Annotated in this window: 17 protein-coding genes and 1 pseudogene; 13 read left to right on the top strand and 5 right to left on the bottom strand. The window is 70.9% G+C overall.

Translation table 11 applies throughout. The features are described from left to right. Positions 1-107 precede the first annotated feature (107 nt). Together ACX9TP_RS40960 and ACX9TP_RS40955 are read left to right on the top strand one after the other, a co-directional pair. Positions 108-1346, top strand: a complete 1239-nt coding sequence (locus tag ACX9TP_RS40960; protein ID WP_482976114.1) for a serine/threonine-protein kinase — start codon at positions 108-110, stop codon at positions 1344-1346. 180 nt (positions 1347-1526) lie between these two features. Next, on the top strand, positions 1527-2768 hold the full coding sequence (locus ACX9TP_RS40955) for a type IV pilus twitching motility protein PilT (protein ID WP_482976113.1): 1242 nt from the start codon (positions 1527-1529) through the stop codon (positions 2766-2768). A gap of 46 nt (positions 2769-2814) precedes the next feature. Here the strand turns inward: ACX9TP_RS40955 and ACX9TP_RS40950 are convergent, their stop codons facing one another. Next, positions 2815-3051: a hypothetical protein gene (locus ACX9TP_RS40950; protein ID WP_482976112.1), complete on the bottom strand. Its 237-nt coding sequence runs from the start codon at positions 3049-3051 to the stop codon at positions 2815-2817. Between the two features lie 17 nt (positions 3052-3068). Between ACX9TP_RS40950 and ACX9TP_RS40945 the strand changes: the two genes are divergently transcribed. The 5 genes and pseudogenes from ACX9TP_RS40945 (at position 3069) to ACX9TP_RS40925 (ending at position 9685) form a co-directional block, all read left to right on the top strand. Further along, complete coding sequence (locus tag ACX9TP_RS40945; RefSeq protein WP_482976111.1) at positions 3069-4154, top strand: alpha/beta fold hydrolase; 1086 nt, start codon at positions 3069-3071, stop codon at positions 4152-4154. Positions 4155-4624: 470 nt separating this feature from the next. After that, positions 4625-4729: pseudogene (locus ACX9TP_RS40940) on the top strand (hypothetical protein); the annotation flags it as partial. 1010 nt (positions 4730-5739) lie between these two features. Continuing rightward, positions 5740-7362: a DUF1800 domain-containing protein gene (locus ACX9TP_RS40935; protein WP_482976110.1), complete on the top strand. Its 1623-nt coding sequence runs from the start codon at positions 5740-5742 to the stop codon at positions 7360-7362. Positions 7363-7588: 226 nt separating this feature from the next. Further along, the gene (locus ACX9TP_RS40930) at positions 7589-8833 is read left to right on the top strand and encodes a DUF1501 domain-containing protein (protein ID WP_482976109.1); all 1245 of its coding nucleotides are present in this window, start codon (positions 7589-7591) and stop codon (positions 8831-8833) included. A 42-nt stretch (positions 8834-8875) separates the two neighbouring features. Beyond that, complete coding sequence (locus tag ACX9TP_RS40925; protein WP_482976108.1) at positions 8876-9685, top strand: alpha/beta hydrolase; 810 nt, start codon at positions 8876-8878, stop codon at positions 9683-9685. A 58-nt stretch (positions 9686-9743) separates the two neighbouring features. Here ACX9TP_RS40925 and ACX9TP_RS40920 read toward each other — a convergent pair whose 3' ends face one another. The 4 genes from ACX9TP_RS40920 to ACX9TP_RS40905 all read right to left on the bottom strand — a co-directional run bounded on the left by ACX9TP_RS40920 (position 9744) and on the right by ACX9TP_RS40905 (position 12593). Further along, positions 9744-10184, bottom strand: coding sequence for a CBS domain-containing protein (locus ACX9TP_RS40920; protein ID WP_482976107.1), 441 nt, complete (start codon positions 10182-10184; stop codon positions 9744-9746). Positions 10185-10399: 215 nt separating this feature from the next. Beyond that, positions 10400-11641: an SGNH/GDSL hydrolase family protein gene (locus ACX9TP_RS40915; protein ID WP_482976106.1), complete on the bottom strand. Its 1242-nt coding sequence runs from the start codon at positions 11639-11641 to the stop codon at positions 10400-10402. 23 nt (positions 11642-11664) lie between these two features. After that, a complete protein-coding gene (locus tag ACX9TP_RS40910) occupies positions 11665-12132 on the bottom strand; it encodes a hypothetical protein (protein WP_482976105.1) in 468 nt (155 codons plus the stop codon). After that, a complete protein-coding gene (locus ACX9TP_RS40905) occupies positions 12072-12593 on the bottom strand; it encodes a hypothetical protein (RefSeq protein WP_482976104.1) in 522 nt (173 codons plus the stop codon). Before ACX9TP_RS40905 ends, ACX9TP_RS40910 begins: the two co-directional genes overlap by 61 nt. A gap of 292 nt (positions 12594-12885) precedes the next feature. On the opposite strand from ACX9TP_RS40905, the gene ACX9TP_RS40900 reads away from it, so the two are divergent. From ACX9TP_RS40900 to ACX9TP_RS40875, 6 genes are read left to right on the top strand one after another with little or no spacing between them, the layout of a single operon-like run. After that, the gene (locus ACX9TP_RS40900) at positions 12886-13527 is read left to right on the top strand and encodes a methylthioribulose 1-phosphate dehydratase (protein WP_482976103.1); all 642 of its coding nucleotides are present in this window, start codon (positions 12886-12888) and stop codon (positions 13525-13527) included. Beyond that, positions 13524-14069, top strand: a complete 546-nt coding sequence (locus tag ACX9TP_RS40895; protein ID WP_482976102.1) for a 1,2-dihydroxy-3-keto-5-methylthiopentene dioxygenase — start codon at positions 13524-13526, stop codon at positions 14067-14069. The genes ACX9TP_RS40900 and ACX9TP_RS40895 overlap by 4 nt, the downstream gene beginning before the upstream one ends. Beyond that, positions 14066-14761, top strand: coding sequence for an acireductone synthase (gene mtnC, locus ACX9TP_RS40890; protein WP_482976101.1), 696 nt, complete (start codon positions 14066-14068; stop codon positions 14759-14761). The genes ACX9TP_RS40895 and mtnC overlap by 4 nt, the downstream gene beginning before the upstream one ends. A 24-nt stretch (positions 14762-14785) precedes the next feature. Continuing rightward, a complete protein-coding gene (locus ACX9TP_RS40885) occupies positions 14786-15670 on the top strand; it encodes an S-methyl-5'-thioadenosine phosphorylase (protein WP_482976100.1) in 885 nt (294 codons plus the stop codon). Further along, positions 15667-16773 (top strand): S-methyl-5-thioribose-1-phosphate isomerase, encoded by a 1107-nt coding sequence (gene mtnA, locus ACX9TP_RS40880; protein WP_482976099.1) that lies wholly within the window; start codon positions 15667-15669, stop codon positions 16771-16773. The genes ACX9TP_RS40885 and mtnA overlap by 4 nt, the downstream gene beginning before the upstream one ends. Before the next feature lie 29 nt (positions 16774-16802). Further along, on the top strand, positions 16803-17435 hold the full coding sequence (locus ACX9TP_RS40875) for a class II aldolase/adducin family protein (protein WP_482982299.1): 633 nt from the start codon (positions 16803-16805) through the stop codon (positions 17433-17435). Positions 17436-17558 lie beyond the last annotated feature (123 nt).

Raw genomic sequence — 17558 nt, 5'->3', positions numbered from 1 at the left:
TCAAGTGACGAAGCGTGGAGCCCGCCTTCACCTCCAGGCGGAAACCACTTTTTGACAAGACAGGTAGGGTTGAGTCGGTGGTGGGGGGCTCGTTATGCAGGCGAGCCATGACGGACACGGTTCGCTACGCCCTGGAAGCCACGGTGCTCTCGCAGAAGTCCCCGGCCGAGGCCGCGCCAGCGCCCGCCGCCACGACGCGCCGTAACACGGTGCTGCCGCGGGTGGAGTGGAAGGGAGACCGGGCGGACCTCGTCCCACCCCAGCGCGAGCGCTTCGAGGAGATGCGCCCGCTGGGGCAGGGCGGCATGGGCGAGGTGGTGCTGCTGAAGGACCACGACATCGAGCGGCTGGTGGCGCTCAAGCGGCTGCCGGAGGGCGCGGACCTGGACCGGGTGCTGCGCTTCGTGGAGGAGATTCGCACCGTCGGGCAGTTGGACCATCCGAACATCGTCCCGGTGCACGACGTGGGCATCGACGAGCGCGGCCGGTACTTCTTCGTGATGAAGCACCTGCACGGCGACACGCTGGAGTCCATCATCGCGAAGCTGCGGCGCGGGGACAAAGCCACGCACGAGCGCTTCGGCTTCCGGGCGCGGGTGCAAATCTGTCTCGGGGTGCTCAACGCCGTCGCGTATGCGCACCGCAAGGGCATCATCCACCGCGACTTGAAGCCCGCGAACATCATGGTGGGGCCCTTCGGCGAGGTGACGGTGATGGACTGGGGCCTGGCCCGGCCGGTGCGGACGCCGGCGCCGACGCCGACGCCGGACAGCCAGGGCGTCGCGATGCGCATCCACCCGGTGCCCGCGGTGAGCGCGCGGGAGGCCGTCTCGCTGCGCACGCAGGTGGGCTCCGTCATCGGCACGCCGCTCTACATGTCCCCGGAGCAGGCGCGCGGCGAGGACTCGCTGGACGCGCGCAGCGACGTGTACAGCCTCGCCGTGCTGTTCCACGAGCTGCTCTTCCTGCGGCACTACCTGGAGGGGCGCGAGTCGCTCGCGGACATCCTGGACGGGGTGCAGCGGGTGAAGCCCGTGGTGGACGCGCTGCAGTCGAACCCGCACCAGTCGCACGTGCCCGCGGAGCTGTCGTGGTTCGTGTCGAAGGGCGCCCAGAAGGACGCGGCGAAGCGCTACCAGTCGGTGGAGGAGATGATTGAAGCGCTCCAGTCCCTGATGGAGGGCCACATCGTGGTGCAGTGCCAGCGCACCATGCTCAAGCGCGGCCTCCACGAGGTGCTGCGCTTCGTGGACCGCAACCCGGTGGCCGTCATCCTCGGGAGCACCCTCGGCACGCTGGCCGTGCTGGGCTCCATGGCCTACACGCTGATGTCCCTGCTGGGCTGAGCGCGCGCGGCGGCCGGGCAGGCGAGCTGCGCGTTCCGCGGGCGACAAAGTGTCCCGGACCTTCCGACGTCGTCCCGACAATCCGGCAGGGCGGCCGTCCCGTGGCCCCACGGAGCACGCCCGCGGGCCTGTCGGCACGTGCATTGCTCCGCACGTGGCGGGTCAGACAAGGAGGCCCGCATGCAGCTCGCAGCCATCATCCGTCGCGCCCGGGAGCAGGGGGCCAGTGACGTCCACCTGGAGGGCGGCATGCCCATGGCGCTGCGCGTGCGAGGCGCGCTGCGACTGGTGGGCGAGCCACTGTCCGCTTCCAACCTCACCGTCCTGGCCCGTGAGGTGGTGGGTGAGGACGGCTGGCCCGAGTTCCTGGAGCGCTGCTCGTACGACGTGTCGCGCACGATGGAGGGGCAGCGCATCCGCATCAACGTGCTGCGCAGCGCGCGGGGGGTGGGCTTCGCCATCCGGCTGTTGTCCACGTCCCAGGCGACGCTGAAGCGCTTGAATCTGCACCCGGACCTGCGCCGGCTCGTGGAGCCCACGCATGGGCTGGTGCTGGTGAGCGGGCCCACGGGCTCGGGCAAGACGTCCACGCTGGCGGCGCTGCTCCAGGAGCTGAACCTGGGCGAGTCGCGCCACATCATCACCGTGGAGAGCCCCATCGAATACGCGCTGGTGCCCCGGCTGTCCTTCATCCGCCAGCGCGAGGTGGGGAGGGACACGCCGTCCTTCGAGCAGGCGCTCATCGACGCGATGCGGGAGGACCCGGACGTGCTGATGGTGGGGGAGATGCGCGAGCCGGAGGTGATGCGTCTGACGCTGAACGCGGCGGAGACGGGGCACCTGGTGCTGGCCACGGTGCACTCGGCGAGCGCGGGCGAGGCGCTCTCTCGGGTGGTGTCGGCGTTCCCCTCGGAGATGCAGGCGGCGGTGTGCGCGCAGCTGGCGGACTGCCTCGTGGGCGTGGTGTGCCAGCGGCTGCGCTACCGGCCCGAGGTGGGCCTGCGCGTGCCCGAGTGCGAGGTGCTCATGGGCAGCACGCCGGTGAAGAGCATCGTGAGACAGGGGCACTTCTACAAGATTCCCTCGGCCATCGAGACTGGCGCCGCAGATGGCTGCTGGTCCTTCCCGCGCTACGCGGAGTGGCTGGCGCGCAAGACGGACTGGAGCCAGCCCTCCACTGTTTCCGAGGAGGCTCCCGTGGCCGCACCCGAGCCCGAGCCCGCGTCCGCGCAAGAGACGCTCCTTCCCTCCGCCCGGCTTCGGCCCGTCGCCGTCACGCGGCTGCCCGCGAGGACGCGGCGGAGTGTGGCCCCATCGAAGGCCACGGAGTCCCGTGCCGCGGAAGAAGGCGTCTTCGTCATCCCGGGAGAGCAGGACGACCTGGTGTCCATCATCCGCGAGCTGGAAGAGGACGGAGGTTGAGGGATGCGGCCGCGTCATCACGGGAGCCAGGACGAGGGGGGGCGCATCATCCGCGAGCTGGAAGAGGACGGAAGTTGAGGGCGGCGACCGCGTCAGTCTGGGAGAGCAGGACGACCTGGTGTCCATCATCCGCGAGCTGGAAGAGGACGGAGGTTGAGGGAGGCGGCTGCGTCATCTCGGGAGCCAGGATGACGGGGTGTGCATCCTCCTCGGGCTGGAAGGAGGCGGGGCTGAGCGGTGGGGGCTTTCGCTCGCGCGGGTGCTGGTCGATTCTTGCGCTCATCTGCCTGGAGTCACCGGATGACAACCCCGAACGCACAGCCTCGAATCGAGTCCCTGAAGGTCCCCACGTCCCGCCTCCGGGAGCAGCACCTGCTGGCGAGCGGCGCACCGGGCGGGGTGCCGGTGGTCTTCATCCACGGCAACGTGTCCTCCTGTCGTTTCTATGAGGACACGCTCGCGGCGATGCCCTCGTCCTTCCGGTGTCTCGCGCCGGACCTGCGGGGCTTCGGTGAGACGGAGCGCGCGCCCATCGACGCGACGCGCGGCATGGGCGACTTCGCCGATGACCTGCACGCACTGCTGGCACTGCCGGACGTGGTGCCCGAGGGCAGGAAGGTGCACCTGGTGGGCTGGTCGGCGGGCGCGGGTGTGGTGATGCGCTTCGCCCTGGACCATCCGGAGCGGGTGGCCTCGCTGGTGCTGCTCGCGCCCATCTCTCCGGCGGGATACGGCGGTATGAAGGGCGACGCGTCGGTAACTCCGTGCTGGCCGGACTTCGCGGGCTCGGGCGGCGGCACGGTGAACCCGGAGTTCATCCGGCGCCTCGTCGCGAAGGACTCGACGGACGAGAACGACGCCTCGCCGCGTACGGTGATGAACCGGTACTACTTCAAGCCGCCCTTCCGGCTGGAGCGCTCGCGCGAGGACGCCCTCGTTGCCGAGATGCTGAAGATGGCCGTGGGCGATGACTTCTACCCGGGCGACCGTGTGCCGTCCCCGAACTGGCCGGGCGTGGCCCCGGGAACGCGAGGCATGAACAACGCCATCTCCGGCAGGCACTTCGACGTGCGCGGCTTCCCGTCCATCCCGACGCGTCCTCCGGTGCTGTGGGTGCGCGGCGCGGATGACCAGATTGTCTCGGACACGTCGCTGTTCGACTTCGGCTTCCTGGGGCAGCTCGGTGTGGTGCCGGGCTGGCCGGGCGCCACGGTGCACCCGCCGCAGCCGATGGTGAAGCAGATGCGGGCCATGCTCGACGAGTACCGGAGCCGGGGCGGCCACGCGCGCGAGGAGGTATTGCCGGGCGTCGGGCACTCGCCGCACCTGGAGGCGCCGGAGGTCTTCCACAAGTTGCTCCTCGGCTTCCTCGCGGAAGGACGCTGATTCGAGACGCGAATGGGGGCTGCAGGATAGGAGCGCGCCTGCGCGAGAGCTCGGAGGAAGGAACCCTCCACTTCCGCTGATGTGTACTTGCGCTCGTCGAGGGGACAGGGCCCGCGAAGGCCATGCAATCGGGGTGAGCAGCATCAGTGCGAGCGCTCAAGCCCACGAAGGTGTCCCCGTCCAGCCAAGGGACACCGCGCCACGGACCGCCCTCGCGAGGCGTGCAGGCGCGGAACGATTCAGTCCTGGGCGCATGGCGAAGCGGGGCGCGCGGGCCCGAGCATCGGCGGCCGAGGTCCCAGCCACAGTTGCGAAGCGTGAGAGGTAGGGCCCAGCCATGGGGGCCTACCCGCAGGGATGGCAGGTGCTCCCTACCCGTCATGTCAGCCCCCTCCGGTAGAAGGGAATGGTGGAAGGAACATTCCTTCCACGGAACAGCCCGCCCGGAAGGGGGCAGGAGGGGGTAGGGGATGGGGTTCGCGGAGCATTACCTGTCGGGGATGATGCAGAGCTCGGCGGAGGTGCTGGGCCGGCATGGCTACGAGCACGTGAAGGCCGAGGAACTGGCCCGGGCCGTGGGGATGTCGGTGGGCAGTTTGTACCGGCGCTACGGCAGCAAGCAGCACTTCGCCCATACGGTGCGGACCTTCCACGAGAACACCTTCTGCCAGGAGGTGGACTGGGCCTTCTTCTGCAAGCACGGGGCGGACGGCGTCACCTTCCGCGAGGCCTTCTTCACCTTCTGGAATTCGCTGACGCACTGGGCGCTGGGGTTGCCCGGCCCTTTCGTCTTCGCCTTCCTGCACCGGCACCCGGACGTCGCCGGGCAGCCTGCGCCCGGCAGTGCGGCGCGGGCCCTGGTGCGCGAAGTGCTCCTCAAGGGAGAGCAGGACGGGGCGCTGGTGCCAGGCTGTGCCAGGGTGGGCGAAGCCCTGGTGTGGGGCACGCTGGCCGAGTGGGTGCGCGCGATGGCGGAGAGGAACGAGGAGGTGTCCCGGGAGGACGTCCTCGAGTCGGCCGAAGCGCTCTGGCGCGCCCTGGCGAAGGCCGAAGACTCCGGCGGTCCCCGCAGGGGTGGCACTCCTCCGGGTGCCGCTCAGCCAGCGTCACCGACGACGGAGGACGAGCCAGGTGATGGCGGCATCTCTTCTGGTGTCGAGCCGCAAGAGCCGCAGGCGCCAGTAGACGACTCCAACGGACTTGGTGGGAGCGGTACTGCGCGTGGCGTCGCACCTCTAGAGCCACGGACGGCGGTGGAGTGTTCCTCCGTCCACCTCGAGGGCAGCACGCCTCTTCCGGGCGCACCCGGTCCGAGCCCTCGGTGCCGCCAACGCGTCCGCAGACCCCAGCTTCGTGCCGTGGGAATCGCCAGCAACCGTCGGACCCGGCATCCGAGTTCACGGAAGCCCGAGCACCAGCGCGCAGCCTGGATGGCGATGGGCCAGCCGAGGCGAACCCTTCCTCCACCAGCGGGCGGGCCACGGCAGGCGCCTCGGCTGCAGGGGCCTGGACGGGGTGCAATGGGCGTGGTCTTTCGGAAGGCGCGACGTAACTTCCGACCGCCTCCCGGGTTGAACCCTCTGCCATGCGTCTTCTGCCCCTCTGGTCCGTGGTGGCCGTCCTGCTCTCGTGTGCGAGCAGTTCCCACCTGCCAGTCACGCCTCCCTCCGCGCCGCCGTTCGACGAGGCGCGTGCGGTACATGTCCTCCGCCGCCTGGCCTTCGGACCTTCCGCCAGGGACCTGGGTGAGGTGCGGCGGTTGGGCGTGGAGGGCTGGGTGGAGGCGCAGCTCACCCGCTCGGACGGGAAGCCACCGCCGGAGCTGGAGGCGAAGCTCCAGGCGCTCCCCACGCTGACGATGTCGATGGCCGACCTCGCGCGAGACTTCCCGGCGAAGAAGCAGCGGGAGCAGGCGCTGCTGGACGGGCGCGAGCTGCAGCGTCCCGCGCTCATCATCCACGACCTGTCCGCGGCCAAGGTGCTGCGCGCGGTGGAGAGCCCAGCCCAGCTCGAAGAGGTGCTGGTGGATTTCTGGTTCAACCACTTCAACGTGTCGGCGGAGAAGGGCGCGACGCGGTGGATGGTGACGTCCTATGAGCGCGACGCCATCCGCCCGCACGTCTTCGGCCGCTTCAGGGAGCTGCTCGGAGCAACGGCCCGCCACCCGGCGATGCTCTTCTACCTGGACAACTGGCGGAGCACCCGCGACGGCATGCCGAGGCTCATGCGCCGGGACGCGCAGCCCGCGATGGAGGACGCGGGCATGTCCGGGGACGATGAGCCGGATGAGGAGGCGCCCCGGCCCGGCCTCAACGAGAACTACGCGCGCGAGCTGCTCGAGCTGCACACGCTGGGCGTGGATGGCGGCTACACGCAGCAGGACGTCCGCGAGGTGGCGCGCTGCTTCACCGGCTGGAGCATCCGCCGGCCGCGCAGTGAGCCCGAGTTCATCTTCCGCCGCAGGGCGCATGACCCGGACGAGAAGCACGTGCTCGGGCAGCGCATCGCGGCGGGAGGAAGGCTGGAGGACGGCGAGCGGGTGTTGGATCTGCTCGCTCGGCACCCCGCCACCGCGCGGCACCTCGCGACGAAGTTGGCGCGACGGTTCGTCTCCGACACGCCGCCGCCCGCGCTGGTGGAGCGGGTAGCGAAGGCGTTCCTCGATTCGGATGGAGACCTGCGCACGGTGTACCGCGCGCTCTTCCAGTCGTCGGAGTTCTGGGCGTCCGAGGCACGAGGGGCCAAGGTGAAGACGCCCTTCGAGTTCGTGGTGTCGGCGCTGCGGGCCACGGGGGCGGAGGTGACGGTGCGGCCGAGGCTCGTGCAGTCCCTGGCACGGATGGGCGAGCCGCTCTACCGCGCGCCCGCGCCCACGGGCTTCCCGGAAGTCTCGGCGCCCTGGGTGAACAGCGGCGCGCTGGTGGCCCGGCTCAACTTCAGCCTGGAGCTGGTCTCCGGACGGCTGCCGGGGACTCGCGTGGCGCTGGGGGCACTGGCCACGCCGGCCACCCGCACGGTGGAAGACACGGTGGACGCGCTTGGCCACGCACTGCTGGGAGCACCGCCCTCGGCGGAGACGCGGGCCACCATCCTCGCCGCGCTGTCGAAGCGGGCCGAGGCTGCCAGTGCCGAGGGCGAGCCGGGCCCCGTGGACGTTCCCCTCATCGCCGGGCTGCTGCTCGGCTCGCCGGAGTTCCAGAAGCAATGAGCGCGCGACTTCTGCTGGTGGCTGCCCCGCTGGCCAGGGCTTCAGAAGCAATGAGGGCGCGACTTCTGCTGGTGGCGGCCCCGCTGGCCAGAGCTTCAGAAACAATGAGGGCGCGACTTCTGCTGGCGGCTGCCCAGCTGGCCAGGGCTTCAGAAGCAATGAAGGCGAGACGCTCCTCCCGGTCCTTCGCCGGGCTGCTGCTCCGCATTCCAGAGGTCACGAACCCATGAGCTCCTCACTCTCCCGCCGCCACCTGCTGCGTGCCCTGGGACTCTCGGGAGCGGGTCTCGTCCTCGCTCCTGGCTTCCTGGGCCGTGCGCTGGCCGCCAGTGCGAACGTGCCCGCGCGCCGCGCGCTGGTGACAGTCTTCCTTCGCGGCGGAGTGGATGGACTGTCCCTGGTGCCACCGGTGGAGGACGCGGCGTACCACCGCGCGCGCCCCACGCTGGCGCTGAAGCAGCCGGGCAGCGGCCCGGACGCCGCGCTGAAGCTGGACGAGCGCTTCGGCCTGCACCCGAAGCTGGCTCCACTGCTCCCGTTGTGGAGCGAGGGCCGGTTGGCGGTGCTGCACGGGGTGGGGCTGCCGGAGCCGGTGCGCTCGCACTTCGATGCGCAGGACTTCGTGGAGTCCGGCACGCCGGGGCGCAAGTCCACGTCGGACGGGTGGCTCAACCGCGCACTGGAGGATGCGGAGGGAAGCGCCGTGCTGCGAGCGGTGGCACTCCAGCCCACGCTGCCCCGGGCGCTGTTCGGAAGCTCGGGCGCGCTGGCGATGGGACGTCTGGAGGAGTTCCGGCTCCGAGGAGGACGGCGCGGCGAGGAGGCCGCCGGTGGCTTCAGCGCGCTCTACGCGGGCGCGGTGGATGAAGCCCTGCGCACCACGGGGCAGGGCGCCTTCGAGGCGCTGTCGCGGCTGGACGAGGAGCGCCTGTCCCGGCTGGCCCCGGCCTCGACGGTGGAGTACCCCAAAGGCCCGCTGGGACAGCGACTGCGGGACATCGCGCGGCTGCTCCGGGGCGACGTGGGGGTGGAGGTCGCCGCCACGGAGATGGGCGGCTGGGACACGCACGCGGCGCAGGGCGCGGCGGCGGGCGTCTTCGCCAACCGGTGCCAGGAGCTGGCGGGCGCGCTGTCGGCCTTCGCGGCGGACCTGGGGCCGAAGCTGGAGCAGGTGACGGTGGTGGTGCTCACGGAGTTCGGCCGCACGGTGCGGGAGAACGGCAGCCGGGGCACGGACCACGGCGTGGGCAGCGCCATGCTGGTGCTCGGCGGAGGCGTGCGGGGCGGAAAGGTGTACGGCCGCTTCGGCTCGCTGGCGCCGGAGCACCTGCAGGACGGGCGCGACGTGCCCTCGTGGACGGACGTGCGCTCGCCGCTCGCGGAGGCGCTGCGCGCGTGCCGTCCTGGCGTGGACCTGGCGAAGGTCTTCCCCGGCTTCACTCCACCCGCGCCGCTGGGGCTGTTTGCGTAGCCCGGTCCTCCTGGCGCGAAGATGAGGCAGACTGGGGCCTTCATGCTCCGGCTCCGCCGCATGCTCACCCTCCTGCTCTCCCTCGTCGCGATTCTCTACCTGGTGCTGTGCGTGGCCGCCTTCGCGCTCCAGCGCTCCATGCTCTTCCCCGCGCCCAGGGCGGCCATCGCGCTCCCGAAGAGCGAGGGGTTCGGCCGCCTGCCACTGAGCGGCGACCTGTACGTGGACACGTACCACCTGCCCGCGCCTCCCGGAGCGCCGACGGTGGTGCACTTCCATGGCAACGGCGAGCAGCTCCTGGACCAGCAGGAGCTCGGCGCCAGGATGCACGCGTGGGGCCTGGGCTTCCTCGCCGTCGAGTACCCCGGCTACGGCGCCTCGCCCGGCAGCCCCACCGAGGACGGCATCTACGCCGCCGCGGACGCGGCGCTCGCCTGGCTGCGGGCCCAGGGCGTGCCGCCGGAGCGCACGGTGCTCAGCGGACGCAGCATCGGCACCGGCGTGGCGGTGGAGATGGCGCGACGCGGACACGGCTCGCGGGTGATGCTCGTGTCGCCCTACACCTCCATCACCGACCTGGCGGGCCTGAGCTTCCCCTTCCTACCCACCCGGCTGTTGGTGAGGGACCGCTTCGACACCGCGTCCAAGGCGTCAGCGGTGAAGCTGCCGGTGCTCATCATCCACGGCGAGGAGGACACGCTCATCCCGGTGACGATGGGGCGCGAGCTCGGGACGCGCTTCCCCCAGGCCACCGTGGAGACGGTGGCGGGGGCCGGGCACAACGATGTCCTGGAGCGCTCCGGCCCGGCGCTCGTGGACCGCATGGCCGCCTTCGCCCTCGGCGGCCCGTGAGCGGCCCGGCCGGCTCGCGGGGGCCAGGCGCCCCTCGCGAGTCCGGGCCCCGGCGTCTTCAGTGCAGCATCGACGGCGTGCTCGTGTGCGAGGAGACCTCACGCACCAGCTCGGCGGTGTCCTCGGCCTGCATGTACCGGGCGAGGTCCGCCTGGGACACCATGCCGCAGACGGTGCCGTCATCGTCGATGACGACCATCCGGCGCACCTGATTCTCCTCCATCAAGTCCCGGCAGTCCTCCAGGCTCGTGTCCCTGTAGACGGTGGCGGTGGAGTGCGTCATCGCGTCGTCCACGTGCAGGGCGTAGGGGTCCCTGCCCTGCGCGATGATGCGGCAGGTGATGTCCCTGTCGGTGATGACGCCCAGCGGCTTGTTGTCGATGTCGACGACGGGCAGGGCGCCACAGTCACCATCGACCATCCAGCGGGCCGCCTGCTGGATGCCCGTGTCCGGCATGCAGGTGACCGGGTTCTCGGTCATGACCTCTTCGACCTTCATGGGCCTTCTCCGGAAGTGAGGGGTTTTCCCATCCAAGGTGGGGCGCCCGCCTGAAGACGGCAGAGGCCGTCCCGGGGGGCCGCCACCCGGGCGCCCCGGCGCTCACGGACGCGGAGGCCCGCTCGGATGCCAGGGGCACCGGAGGCTCGCACGACGGGGGCCCGGCCGGGCGTGAAGGCGCCTTTCGAGCGGAAGGCACCGGTGGCCATGGCGGCTCAGCGCGACAGCCGCCACGAGCCGAGCATCCGGTCGAGCGTCCTGTTGTCCTCCCACGTCGCAGTGCCCACCAGCCCTCCGTCGCCGGACATCACGGCCTCGTAGCGCACCTCGCGCGGGATGTTTCCGCTGAAGGGCGCGGTGAAGCGCAGCGTCCCTTCCGGGGAGCGCTCCGCTCGCACGTCGAAGGGGCCCTCGGCGCGTCCGTCCGCGAAGGTGATGCGCAGCACGCCGTCATACCGCTCGCCGTCGGGTGACAGCTCCAGCCGCATCGTCGCGGGGGACTGGCCCGCCTCCTCGGGGTAGAGGCGCAGCTCGCCCTTCCAGACGCCGGGGAGCGTGTCCCAGCGCATGCTCGCGGCCGGTGGGAGCGACGGACGCGTCCTGGGAGGGAGCGGCTCGATGGCGTCGACCCGGGCCTTCAGCGCTTCGACGCTGCGCCAGGCGGCCTGCTGCAGCAGCCTCGCGGTGGGCTCGGGAAGGGACACGAGGGTGGTCTCTCCTCCGCGCGGCTCCCCGTCGGGCGTGGGGACTCCGCGCACGGTGGCGGTCAGTCCCTCCGGGGTGCGTCCGAACAGCGCCGCATACAGTGTGCACGCCGCCAGGTAGGTGCCGGCGGGAGCGGGGTGGCTGCCGTCGGCGACGTACAGGGCCAGGTCGGGATGCTGCTCGCGCACGTCCAGCCACGCGGGGCCCATGGGGACGACGGTGGCCTTCAACTCGCGGCCCAGCGAGAGGAACGCGTGGTTCAGCAGGGCCTGGGCCGCCGGGGCCCGCCGTCGGGACCACGTGAGCGACAGGACGGTCCGCGCGCCCCGCTTCTCCGCCTCTGCGTGGAACCTGCGCGCGTAGGGGAAGAAGATGCGCTCGGGGTCATTGATGTCGATTCTCCCGTCCACCATCAGCCCGCCCAGCGTGCTCTGCTCCTGGAGGACGACGTAGTCCCAGCCGCCCTCGCGGAGGGCCTCCACCGCGTCCTCGTCGTCCCAGTGGGTCTTCAGCCGCGCGCCCCCCTCCGTCACCGCGCGCGTCTCCAGCGGGATGGGCGGGGACGCGGAGGCGGCCAGCGCCTCCAGCACCCGGGGCAGGTTGTTGTAGTACGTGTAGCTGTTGCCAATGAAGAGCACGCGCGTCGCACGCGGCCCCGCCGGTGCGTCGCCGCGAGGCTTGCACGAGGCGAGCACCGCGAGGCTGGCGGTCAGCGCGAGGAGCACCGCGCGCCGGGTGGGAGGACTGGACATGAGGCTCACGTTCCCTGCGTACTTCAGAGTGGCGATTGACCGCGAGATGGGTACACCCGCGTGCCGCGGTTTTCGTGGGCCCGGCTGACATCCTGGTGGAGGTGGAACGCGAAGTTGAACACGTCCCAGTCGGGAAAGCTCCAGGCCAGCGGGCCATGGGGACTGACGAAGCGCACCTCGTGGAACGGCTCGCCGCGCTCGAGGAAGCGAATCCAGCTCTCCTCCCCGTCGATGCCGCACTCGTACTCCACGGTGATGTGCGCGGTGACTTCGAGGAGGTGCTGAGGCAGGGCGAGGAAGTTCGTCCCTGCGTTGCTGAAGAAGGCGTACAGCGCGCCGTGAAGCACCGCGAACCGGCCGTCGACCGGGTAGCGGTAGGCGTCCCGCGTGTCGAGCTGCTTCTCCTCGAGCGGAACCAGTCGGCCCTCGCTCACGTCGAAGCGGACGTGTCGGCCGGGGACGTCGAAGTCGGAGAGCCAGACGGAGGCCATGGGCGCGGAGGATAGCTCCGAGGGGCGATGTACTGCATGGCGATGAAGACGCGGCCCTCGACGTGGCCGACCTCGTATACGCGGACGCGGCTCACGCGCTCGCGGCTCACCCTGGCCTGGGCGCGCGCCTCGGGGATGAAGCGGCGGGTGAGCTCCGGCTCGTCGCCGCGCACGAACCTGAGGGCCACCTGTCGGCGCAGCCTCGGGTCCTGGGCGAGGAACACCAGGCCCATGCCGCCCTTTCCGAGGAAGCGCACGTACGGGTAGCGCTCCCACCCGGGGATGGGGAAGGCCGGGCCGCTTGCGTCCGGCGCGGGCCCCGTGTCGATGGGAACGGCCACCCCGCGTCCGGGCCCCAGGATGTGGGTCTCGTCCGGGTCGGCCTCGCGCGGAGGGGCGGGCACCTTCTGGAGCGAGGCCAGCGTCTCCTCGGAGATGCGGCCGCGCTCACGGAGCGGCACGAGGGGGCTGCGACCAACCTGCGGCCTCTTCCTGGAGGGCCTTCCGCTTCGCTCCGGGGCAGGAGCCCCACGTCGACGGCGAGCCCGATTTCCGTTTCGTCTTGGCCGTGCATGCCTTCCCCACCCACGGGCAGTGTACCTGCCCGGTAGGATATCCACGCGTCGTGAGTTCCCGGGGCCTCGCCTACTCCGGGCGCCTCGCTTGCGCGGGGTGGGGCCCGGCCCATACGCTCCGGCTCCTCGGAAACCTCCCCCCGCTCCCGTCTCCCGGGGAGCCCCCAAGAGAGTACGGATGAGTGCCCCGGCAGTCGCTTCCACCCCCACCTCCACCACGCTGGCGGATGCCGCGCGGGAAATCGTCGAGGTGGGCCGCTTCCTCAGCGTCCGTAACTTCGTCCCCGCCACCAGCGGCAACTTCTCGCGCCGGCTGGACGCCCGCACCGCCGCCGTCACGCGCTCGGGCGTGGACAAGGGCGAGCTGACCGAGGCCGACATCTGGGCGCTGGACATCCACGCCCCGCCGCCGCCCGGCTCCTCCGCGGAGACGCACCTGCACCTGCACCTCTACCGGGACCGCCCGCACGTGCAGGCCGTGCTGCACACGCACTCCATGGTCTCCGCGCTGCTGTCCAACCTGCGCAAGGCCGAGGGCGAATTGCCGCTGAGCGACTACGAGCTGCTCAAGGCGCTGGGCGACACCCGCACCCACGAGACGACGGTCTCCATCCCCATCTTCCCCAACGACCAGGACGTGCCCCGGCTCGCCGCGCGCGCGTCGGAGACGCTGGCGAAGCGCCCGGAGTGCGTGGCCTACCTCATCGCCGGCCACGGCCTCTACACCTGGGGCCGCTCCATGGCGGAGGCCCGCCGCCACACGGTGGCCCTGGAACACCTGCTGCAGTACGAGCTCGAAACGATGAAGGTGCGACGATGAGCCAGCTGACCATCTACCCCGACGCCCACCCCGAGTCCCCCGTGGGCACGTACACCGAAGCCGCCGACATCCGCCGCGAGCTCAACGCCATCGGCGTGCGCTTCGAGCGCGTGGACGCCTCCATCCCCCTGCCTGATGGCGCCGGGCAGGACGACGTGCTCGCCGCGTACAAGCACGTGGTGGACGCGGAGAAGGCGAAGCACGGCTACAACACCGTGGACGTGGCGCGAATCAAGCCGGACGCCCCCAACGCCGCGCAGGCCCGCCAGAAGTTCCTCTCCGAGCACACCCACACCGAGGACGAGTCCCGCATCATGGTGGAGGGCAGCGGCTGCTTCTACCTGCGCACGCAGGGCCGCGTGTACCAGATTGTCTGCACGCGCGGAGACCTCATCAGCGTGCCCGAGGGCATGCGCCACTGGTTCGACATGGGCCCCCGCCCCGAGTTCGCCGCCATCCGCTTCTTCATCCGTCCGGACGGCTGGGTGGGCAACTTCACCGGTGACGCCATCGCCGACAGCTTCCCCCGCTACGAGACATGAGCAGCGTCCGCGCCATCGTCACCGACATCGAGGGCACCACCAGCTCCATCTCCTTCGTGAAGGACGTGCTGTTCCCCTTCGCGAAGCGCAACCTGGAGGCCTTCGTCACCGCCCACGCGCACGAGCCCCAGGTGCGCGAGTGCCTGGACGGCGCGCGCTCGCTCGCGGGCACGCCAGCCCTGTCCGACGCGGACACCGTGAAGCTGCTGCGCCAGTGGATTGACGAGGACAAGAAGGCCACGCCCCTCAAGTCGCTCCAGGGCCTCATCTGGGAGCGCGGCTACAAGAGCGGCGAGCTGCAGGGCCACGTGTACCCCGACGCGGTGGACGGCCTGCGCGCCTGGCATGCACGGGGCTTTCGCCTGTACGTCTACTCGTCGGGCTCCATCGCGGCGCAGAAGCTCATCTTCGGCCACACGGCCCGGGGTGATTTGACGCCGCTGTTCTCCGGCTACTTCGACACCACCACCGGCCCGAAGATGGAGAGCCCTTCCTACGCGCGCATTGTCGGGGAGGTCGGCCTGCCTCCCGGCGAGGTGCTCTTCCTGTCGGACAGCGTGGCGGAATTGAATGCCGCCCGCTCGGCCGGCCTGCGCACGGCCTGCCTGGACCGGGGGGAAGCCGTCATCCCCGCCGGGCATGGCCACCCCACGTTTCACGGTTTCGCCACGCTGGACCCGTCCGCCCTCTAAACCCCCGAGCCGGGAGTCCCCACCATGTCCACCCCCACCACGCCCGTCATCGGCATCCTCGGCGGCAGCGGCCTGTACCAGATTGACGGTCTGAAGGACGTCACCTGGAAGAAGGTGTCGTCGCCCTTCGGCGAGCCCTCCGACGAGCTGTGCTTCGGCACGCTCGAAGGGGTCCGCGTCGTCTTCCTCCCGCGCCACGGCCGGGGCCACCGCGTGTCGCCCAGCGAAATCAACTACCGGGCGAACATCGACGCGCTCAAGCGCAGCGGCGTCACCGATTTGCTCTCGCTGTCCGCCGTGGGCAGCCTGCGCGAGGATTTACCCCCCGGCACCTTCGTGGTGACGGACCAGTTCATCGACCGCACCTTCGCGCGCGAGAAGTCCTTCTTCACCACCGGCATGGTGGCCCACGTGTCCATGGCGAAGCCCGTCTGCGGGCGCCTGGGTGACGCGCTGGTGGCCGCGTGCGAGGGCCTGGGCGTCAACGTGAAGCGCGGCGGCACGTACCTCGTCATGGAGGGGCCGCAGTTCTCCTCGCTCGCGGAGAGCCGCATGTACCGGAGCTGGGGCTGCGACGTCATCGGCATGACCAACATGCCGGAGGCCAAGCTCGCCCGTGAGGCGGAGATTTGCTACGCGACGGTGGCCATGGTGACGGACTTCGACTGCTGGCACCCGGACCATGACGCCGTCACCGTGGACCAGGTCATCGCGCACCTCCTGGGCAACGCCGGCAAGGCGCGCGGGCTGGTGAAGAACGTGGTGCCGCTGCTCGGCTCGCACACGGGCCCGTGCAACAAGGGCTGCCAGAACGCGCTGGACCATGCGCTCATCACCTCGCCGGAAGCCCGAGACCCGGCGCTGCTGGAGAAGCTGTCCGCCGTGGCCGGCCGGGTGCTGCGCAAATGAAGGTCCACGGCAAGCCGATGCGCTCCATCTGGGTCGAGCCCGACGGCACCGCCGCCGGTGTCATCGACCAGACGCGCCTGCCGCACACCTTCGTCACGGTGCGGCTGTCCACGCTCGACGAGGCGGCGCACGCCATCCGCAGCATGCTGGTGCGCGGCGCTCCGCTCATCGGTGCCACCGCGGCGTACGGCGTGTGGCTGGCCCTGCGCGCGGACGCGTCCGACGGGGCGCTGGAGAAGGCCCTCACGGTGCTGCGCGGCACGCGGCCCACGGCCGTCAACCTGCACTGGGCGCTGGATGAGATGCGCCGCGCCCTGGCCCCGCTGCCTCCGGGCCAGCGCGTGGCCGCCGCCCTGCGCCGCGCGGGCGAAATCTGCGACGAGGACGTGGCCATCAACCGCTCCATCGGCGAGCACGCGCTGAAGCTCTTCGAGGCGGCGTGGGACAAGAAGGGCCGCAAGGGGCGGCTCAACGTCCTCACGCACTGCAACGCGGGCTGGCTGGCCACGGTGGATTGGGGCACGGCGCTGGCGCCCATGTACCTGGCGCACGACGCGGGCCTGCCCATCCACGTCTGGGTGGACGAGACGCGTCCTCGCAACCAGGGCGCGGTGCTGACGGCGTGGGAGTTGGGACAGCACGGCGTCCCGCACACCGTCATCGCCGACAACGTGGGCGGCCACCTCATGCAGCACGGCGAGGTGGACCTGTGCATTGTCGGCACGGACCGCACCACGTCGCACGGGGACGTGGCGAACAAGATTGGCACGTACCTCAAGGCGCTGGCCGCGAAGGACAACGGCGTGCCGTTCTACGTGGCGCTGCCTTCGCCCACCATCGACTGGACGCTGAAGGACGGGGTGAAGGAAATCCCCATTGAACAGCGCGAGGGCACGGAGCTGAGCGACGTCACCGGGCGCCTGCGCTCGGGGGAAATCGCCACGGTGCGGATTACGCCCGACGGCAGCCCCGCGGCCAACTACGCCTTCGACGTGACGCCGGCGCGGCTGGTGACGGCGCTCGTCACGGAGCGCGGCGTGTGCCCGGCCACCGAGGAGGGCCTCCTGTCCCTCTTCCCCGAGCGGCGGGGGAAGGCGGCGTGAGCGTGGAGCACCGGGCGGTGCGCGAGGCGATGATTGCCACCGCCCGGAAGATGAACACGGCGGGGCTCAACCAGGGCACCTCCGGCAACCTGAGCGTCCGGGTGGAGGGCGGCTTCCTGCTGACTCCCACCGGCATGGAGTACGACGCGCTGGTGCCGGAGGACCTGGTCCTCATGCGCTTCGACGGGAGCCATGAGGGACGGCGCCGGCCGTCGTCGGAGTGGCAGCTCCACCGCGACATCCTGGCAGCGCGGCCGGAGGCGGGGGCGGTGCTGCACGCGCACTCCATGTTCTGCACCACGCTGGCGTGCCTGCGCCGGGGCATCCCGGCCTTCCACTACATGATTTCGGCGGCGGGGGGCTCGGACGTGCGCTGCGCGCCCTACGCCACCTTCGGCACGCCGGAGCTGGCGCGCAGTGCGCTGGACGCGCTGGAGGGGCGCAAGGCGTGCCTGCTGGCCAACCACGGCATGCTGGCGCTGGGGAGGGATTTGGCGGGCGCCTTCAAGCTGGCGGTGGAGGTGGAGACGCTCGCGGCCATGTACTGGCGCGCGCTCCAGGTGGGAGAGCCCGTGCTCCTCGACGGCGCGGAGATGGAGCGCGTCATCGAGAAGTTCAAGACGTACGGGCAGCAGCCCGGCCCTGGCGACGAGCGGCGGTAGGGCTCACGGAAGGGGCCTGCCCGCCGCGCCCCGGCGGCTGGCGGACGTAGAAGAAACGTTCATTCCACCTGAGCCGGCCGCCCGGGGGCGCGGAAGGAACGTTCATTCCTCCTGCGCCGGCCG

Source organism: Pyxidicoccus sp. M15 (assembly GCF_056858435.1).
Note: the sequence above shows the minus strand (reverse complement) of the source record. Positions and strands in the feature narration are given on the sequence as shown.

Excerpts from the sequence above, each read along its gene's own strand:
- ACX9TP_RS40960 (WP_482976114.1), top strand. The coding sequence starts at position 108 with ATGACGGACACGGTTCGCTACGCCCTGGAAGCCACGGTGCTCTCGCAG.
- ACX9TP_RS40955 (WP_482976113.1), top strand. The coding sequence starts at position 1,527 with ATGCAGCTCGCAGCCATCATCCGTCGCGCCCGGGAGCAGGGGGCCAGT.
- ACX9TP_RS40950 (WP_482976112.1), bottom strand. The coding sequence starts at position 3,051 with ATGAGCGCAAGAATCGACCAGCACCCGCGCGAGCGAAAGCCCCCACCG.
- ACX9TP_RS40945 (WP_482976111.1), top strand. The coding sequence starts at position 3,069 with ATGACAACCCCGAACGCACAGCCTCGAATCGAGTCCCTGAAGGTCCCC.
- ACX9TP_RS40935 (WP_482976110.1), top strand. The coding sequence starts at position 5,740 with ATGCGTCTTCTGCCCCTCTGGTCCGTGGTGGCCGTCCTGCTCTCGTGT.
- ACX9TP_RS40930 (WP_482976109.1), top strand. The coding sequence starts at position 7,589 with ATGAGCTCCTCACTCTCCCGCCGCCACCTGCTGCGTGCCCTGGGACTC.
- ACX9TP_RS40925 (WP_482976108.1), top strand. The coding sequence starts at position 8,876 with ATGCTCCGGCTCCGCCGCATGCTCACCCTCCTGCTCTCCCTCGTCGCG.
- ACX9TP_RS40920 (WP_482976107.1), bottom strand. The coding sequence starts at position 10,184 with ATGAAGGTCGAAGAGGTCATGACCGAGAACCCGGTCACCTGCATGCCG.
- ACX9TP_RS40915 (WP_482976106.1), bottom strand. The coding sequence starts at position 11,641 with ATGTCCAGTCCTCCCACCCGGCGCGCGGTGCTCCTCGCGCTGACCGCC.
- ACX9TP_RS40910 (WP_482976105.1), bottom strand. The coding sequence starts at position 12,132 with ATGGCCTCCGTCTGGCTCTCCGACTTCGACGTCCCCGGCCGACACGTC.
- ACX9TP_RS40900 (WP_482976103.1), top strand. The coding sequence starts at position 12,886 with ATGAGTGCCCCGGCAGTCGCTTCCACCCCCACCTCCACCACGCTGGCG.
- ACX9TP_RS40895 (WP_482976102.1), top strand. The coding sequence starts at position 13,524 with ATGAGCCAGCTGACCATCTACCCCGACGCCCACCCCGAGTCCCCCGTG.
- mtnC (WP_482976101.1), top strand. The coding sequence starts at position 14,066 with ATGAGCAGCGTCCGCGCCATCGTCACCGACATCGAGGGCACCACCAGC.
- ACX9TP_RS40885 (WP_482976100.1), top strand. The coding sequence starts at position 14,786 with ATGTCCACCCCCACCACGCCCGTCATCGGCATCCTCGGCGGCAGCGGC.
- mtnA (WP_482976099.1), top strand. The coding sequence starts at position 15,667 with ATGAAGGTCCACGGCAAGCCGATGCGCTCCATCTGGGTCGAGCCCGAC.
- ACX9TP_RS40875 (WP_482982299.1), top strand. The coding sequence starts at position 16,803 with ATGATTGCCACCGCCCGGAAGATGAACACGGCGGGGCTCAACCAGGGC.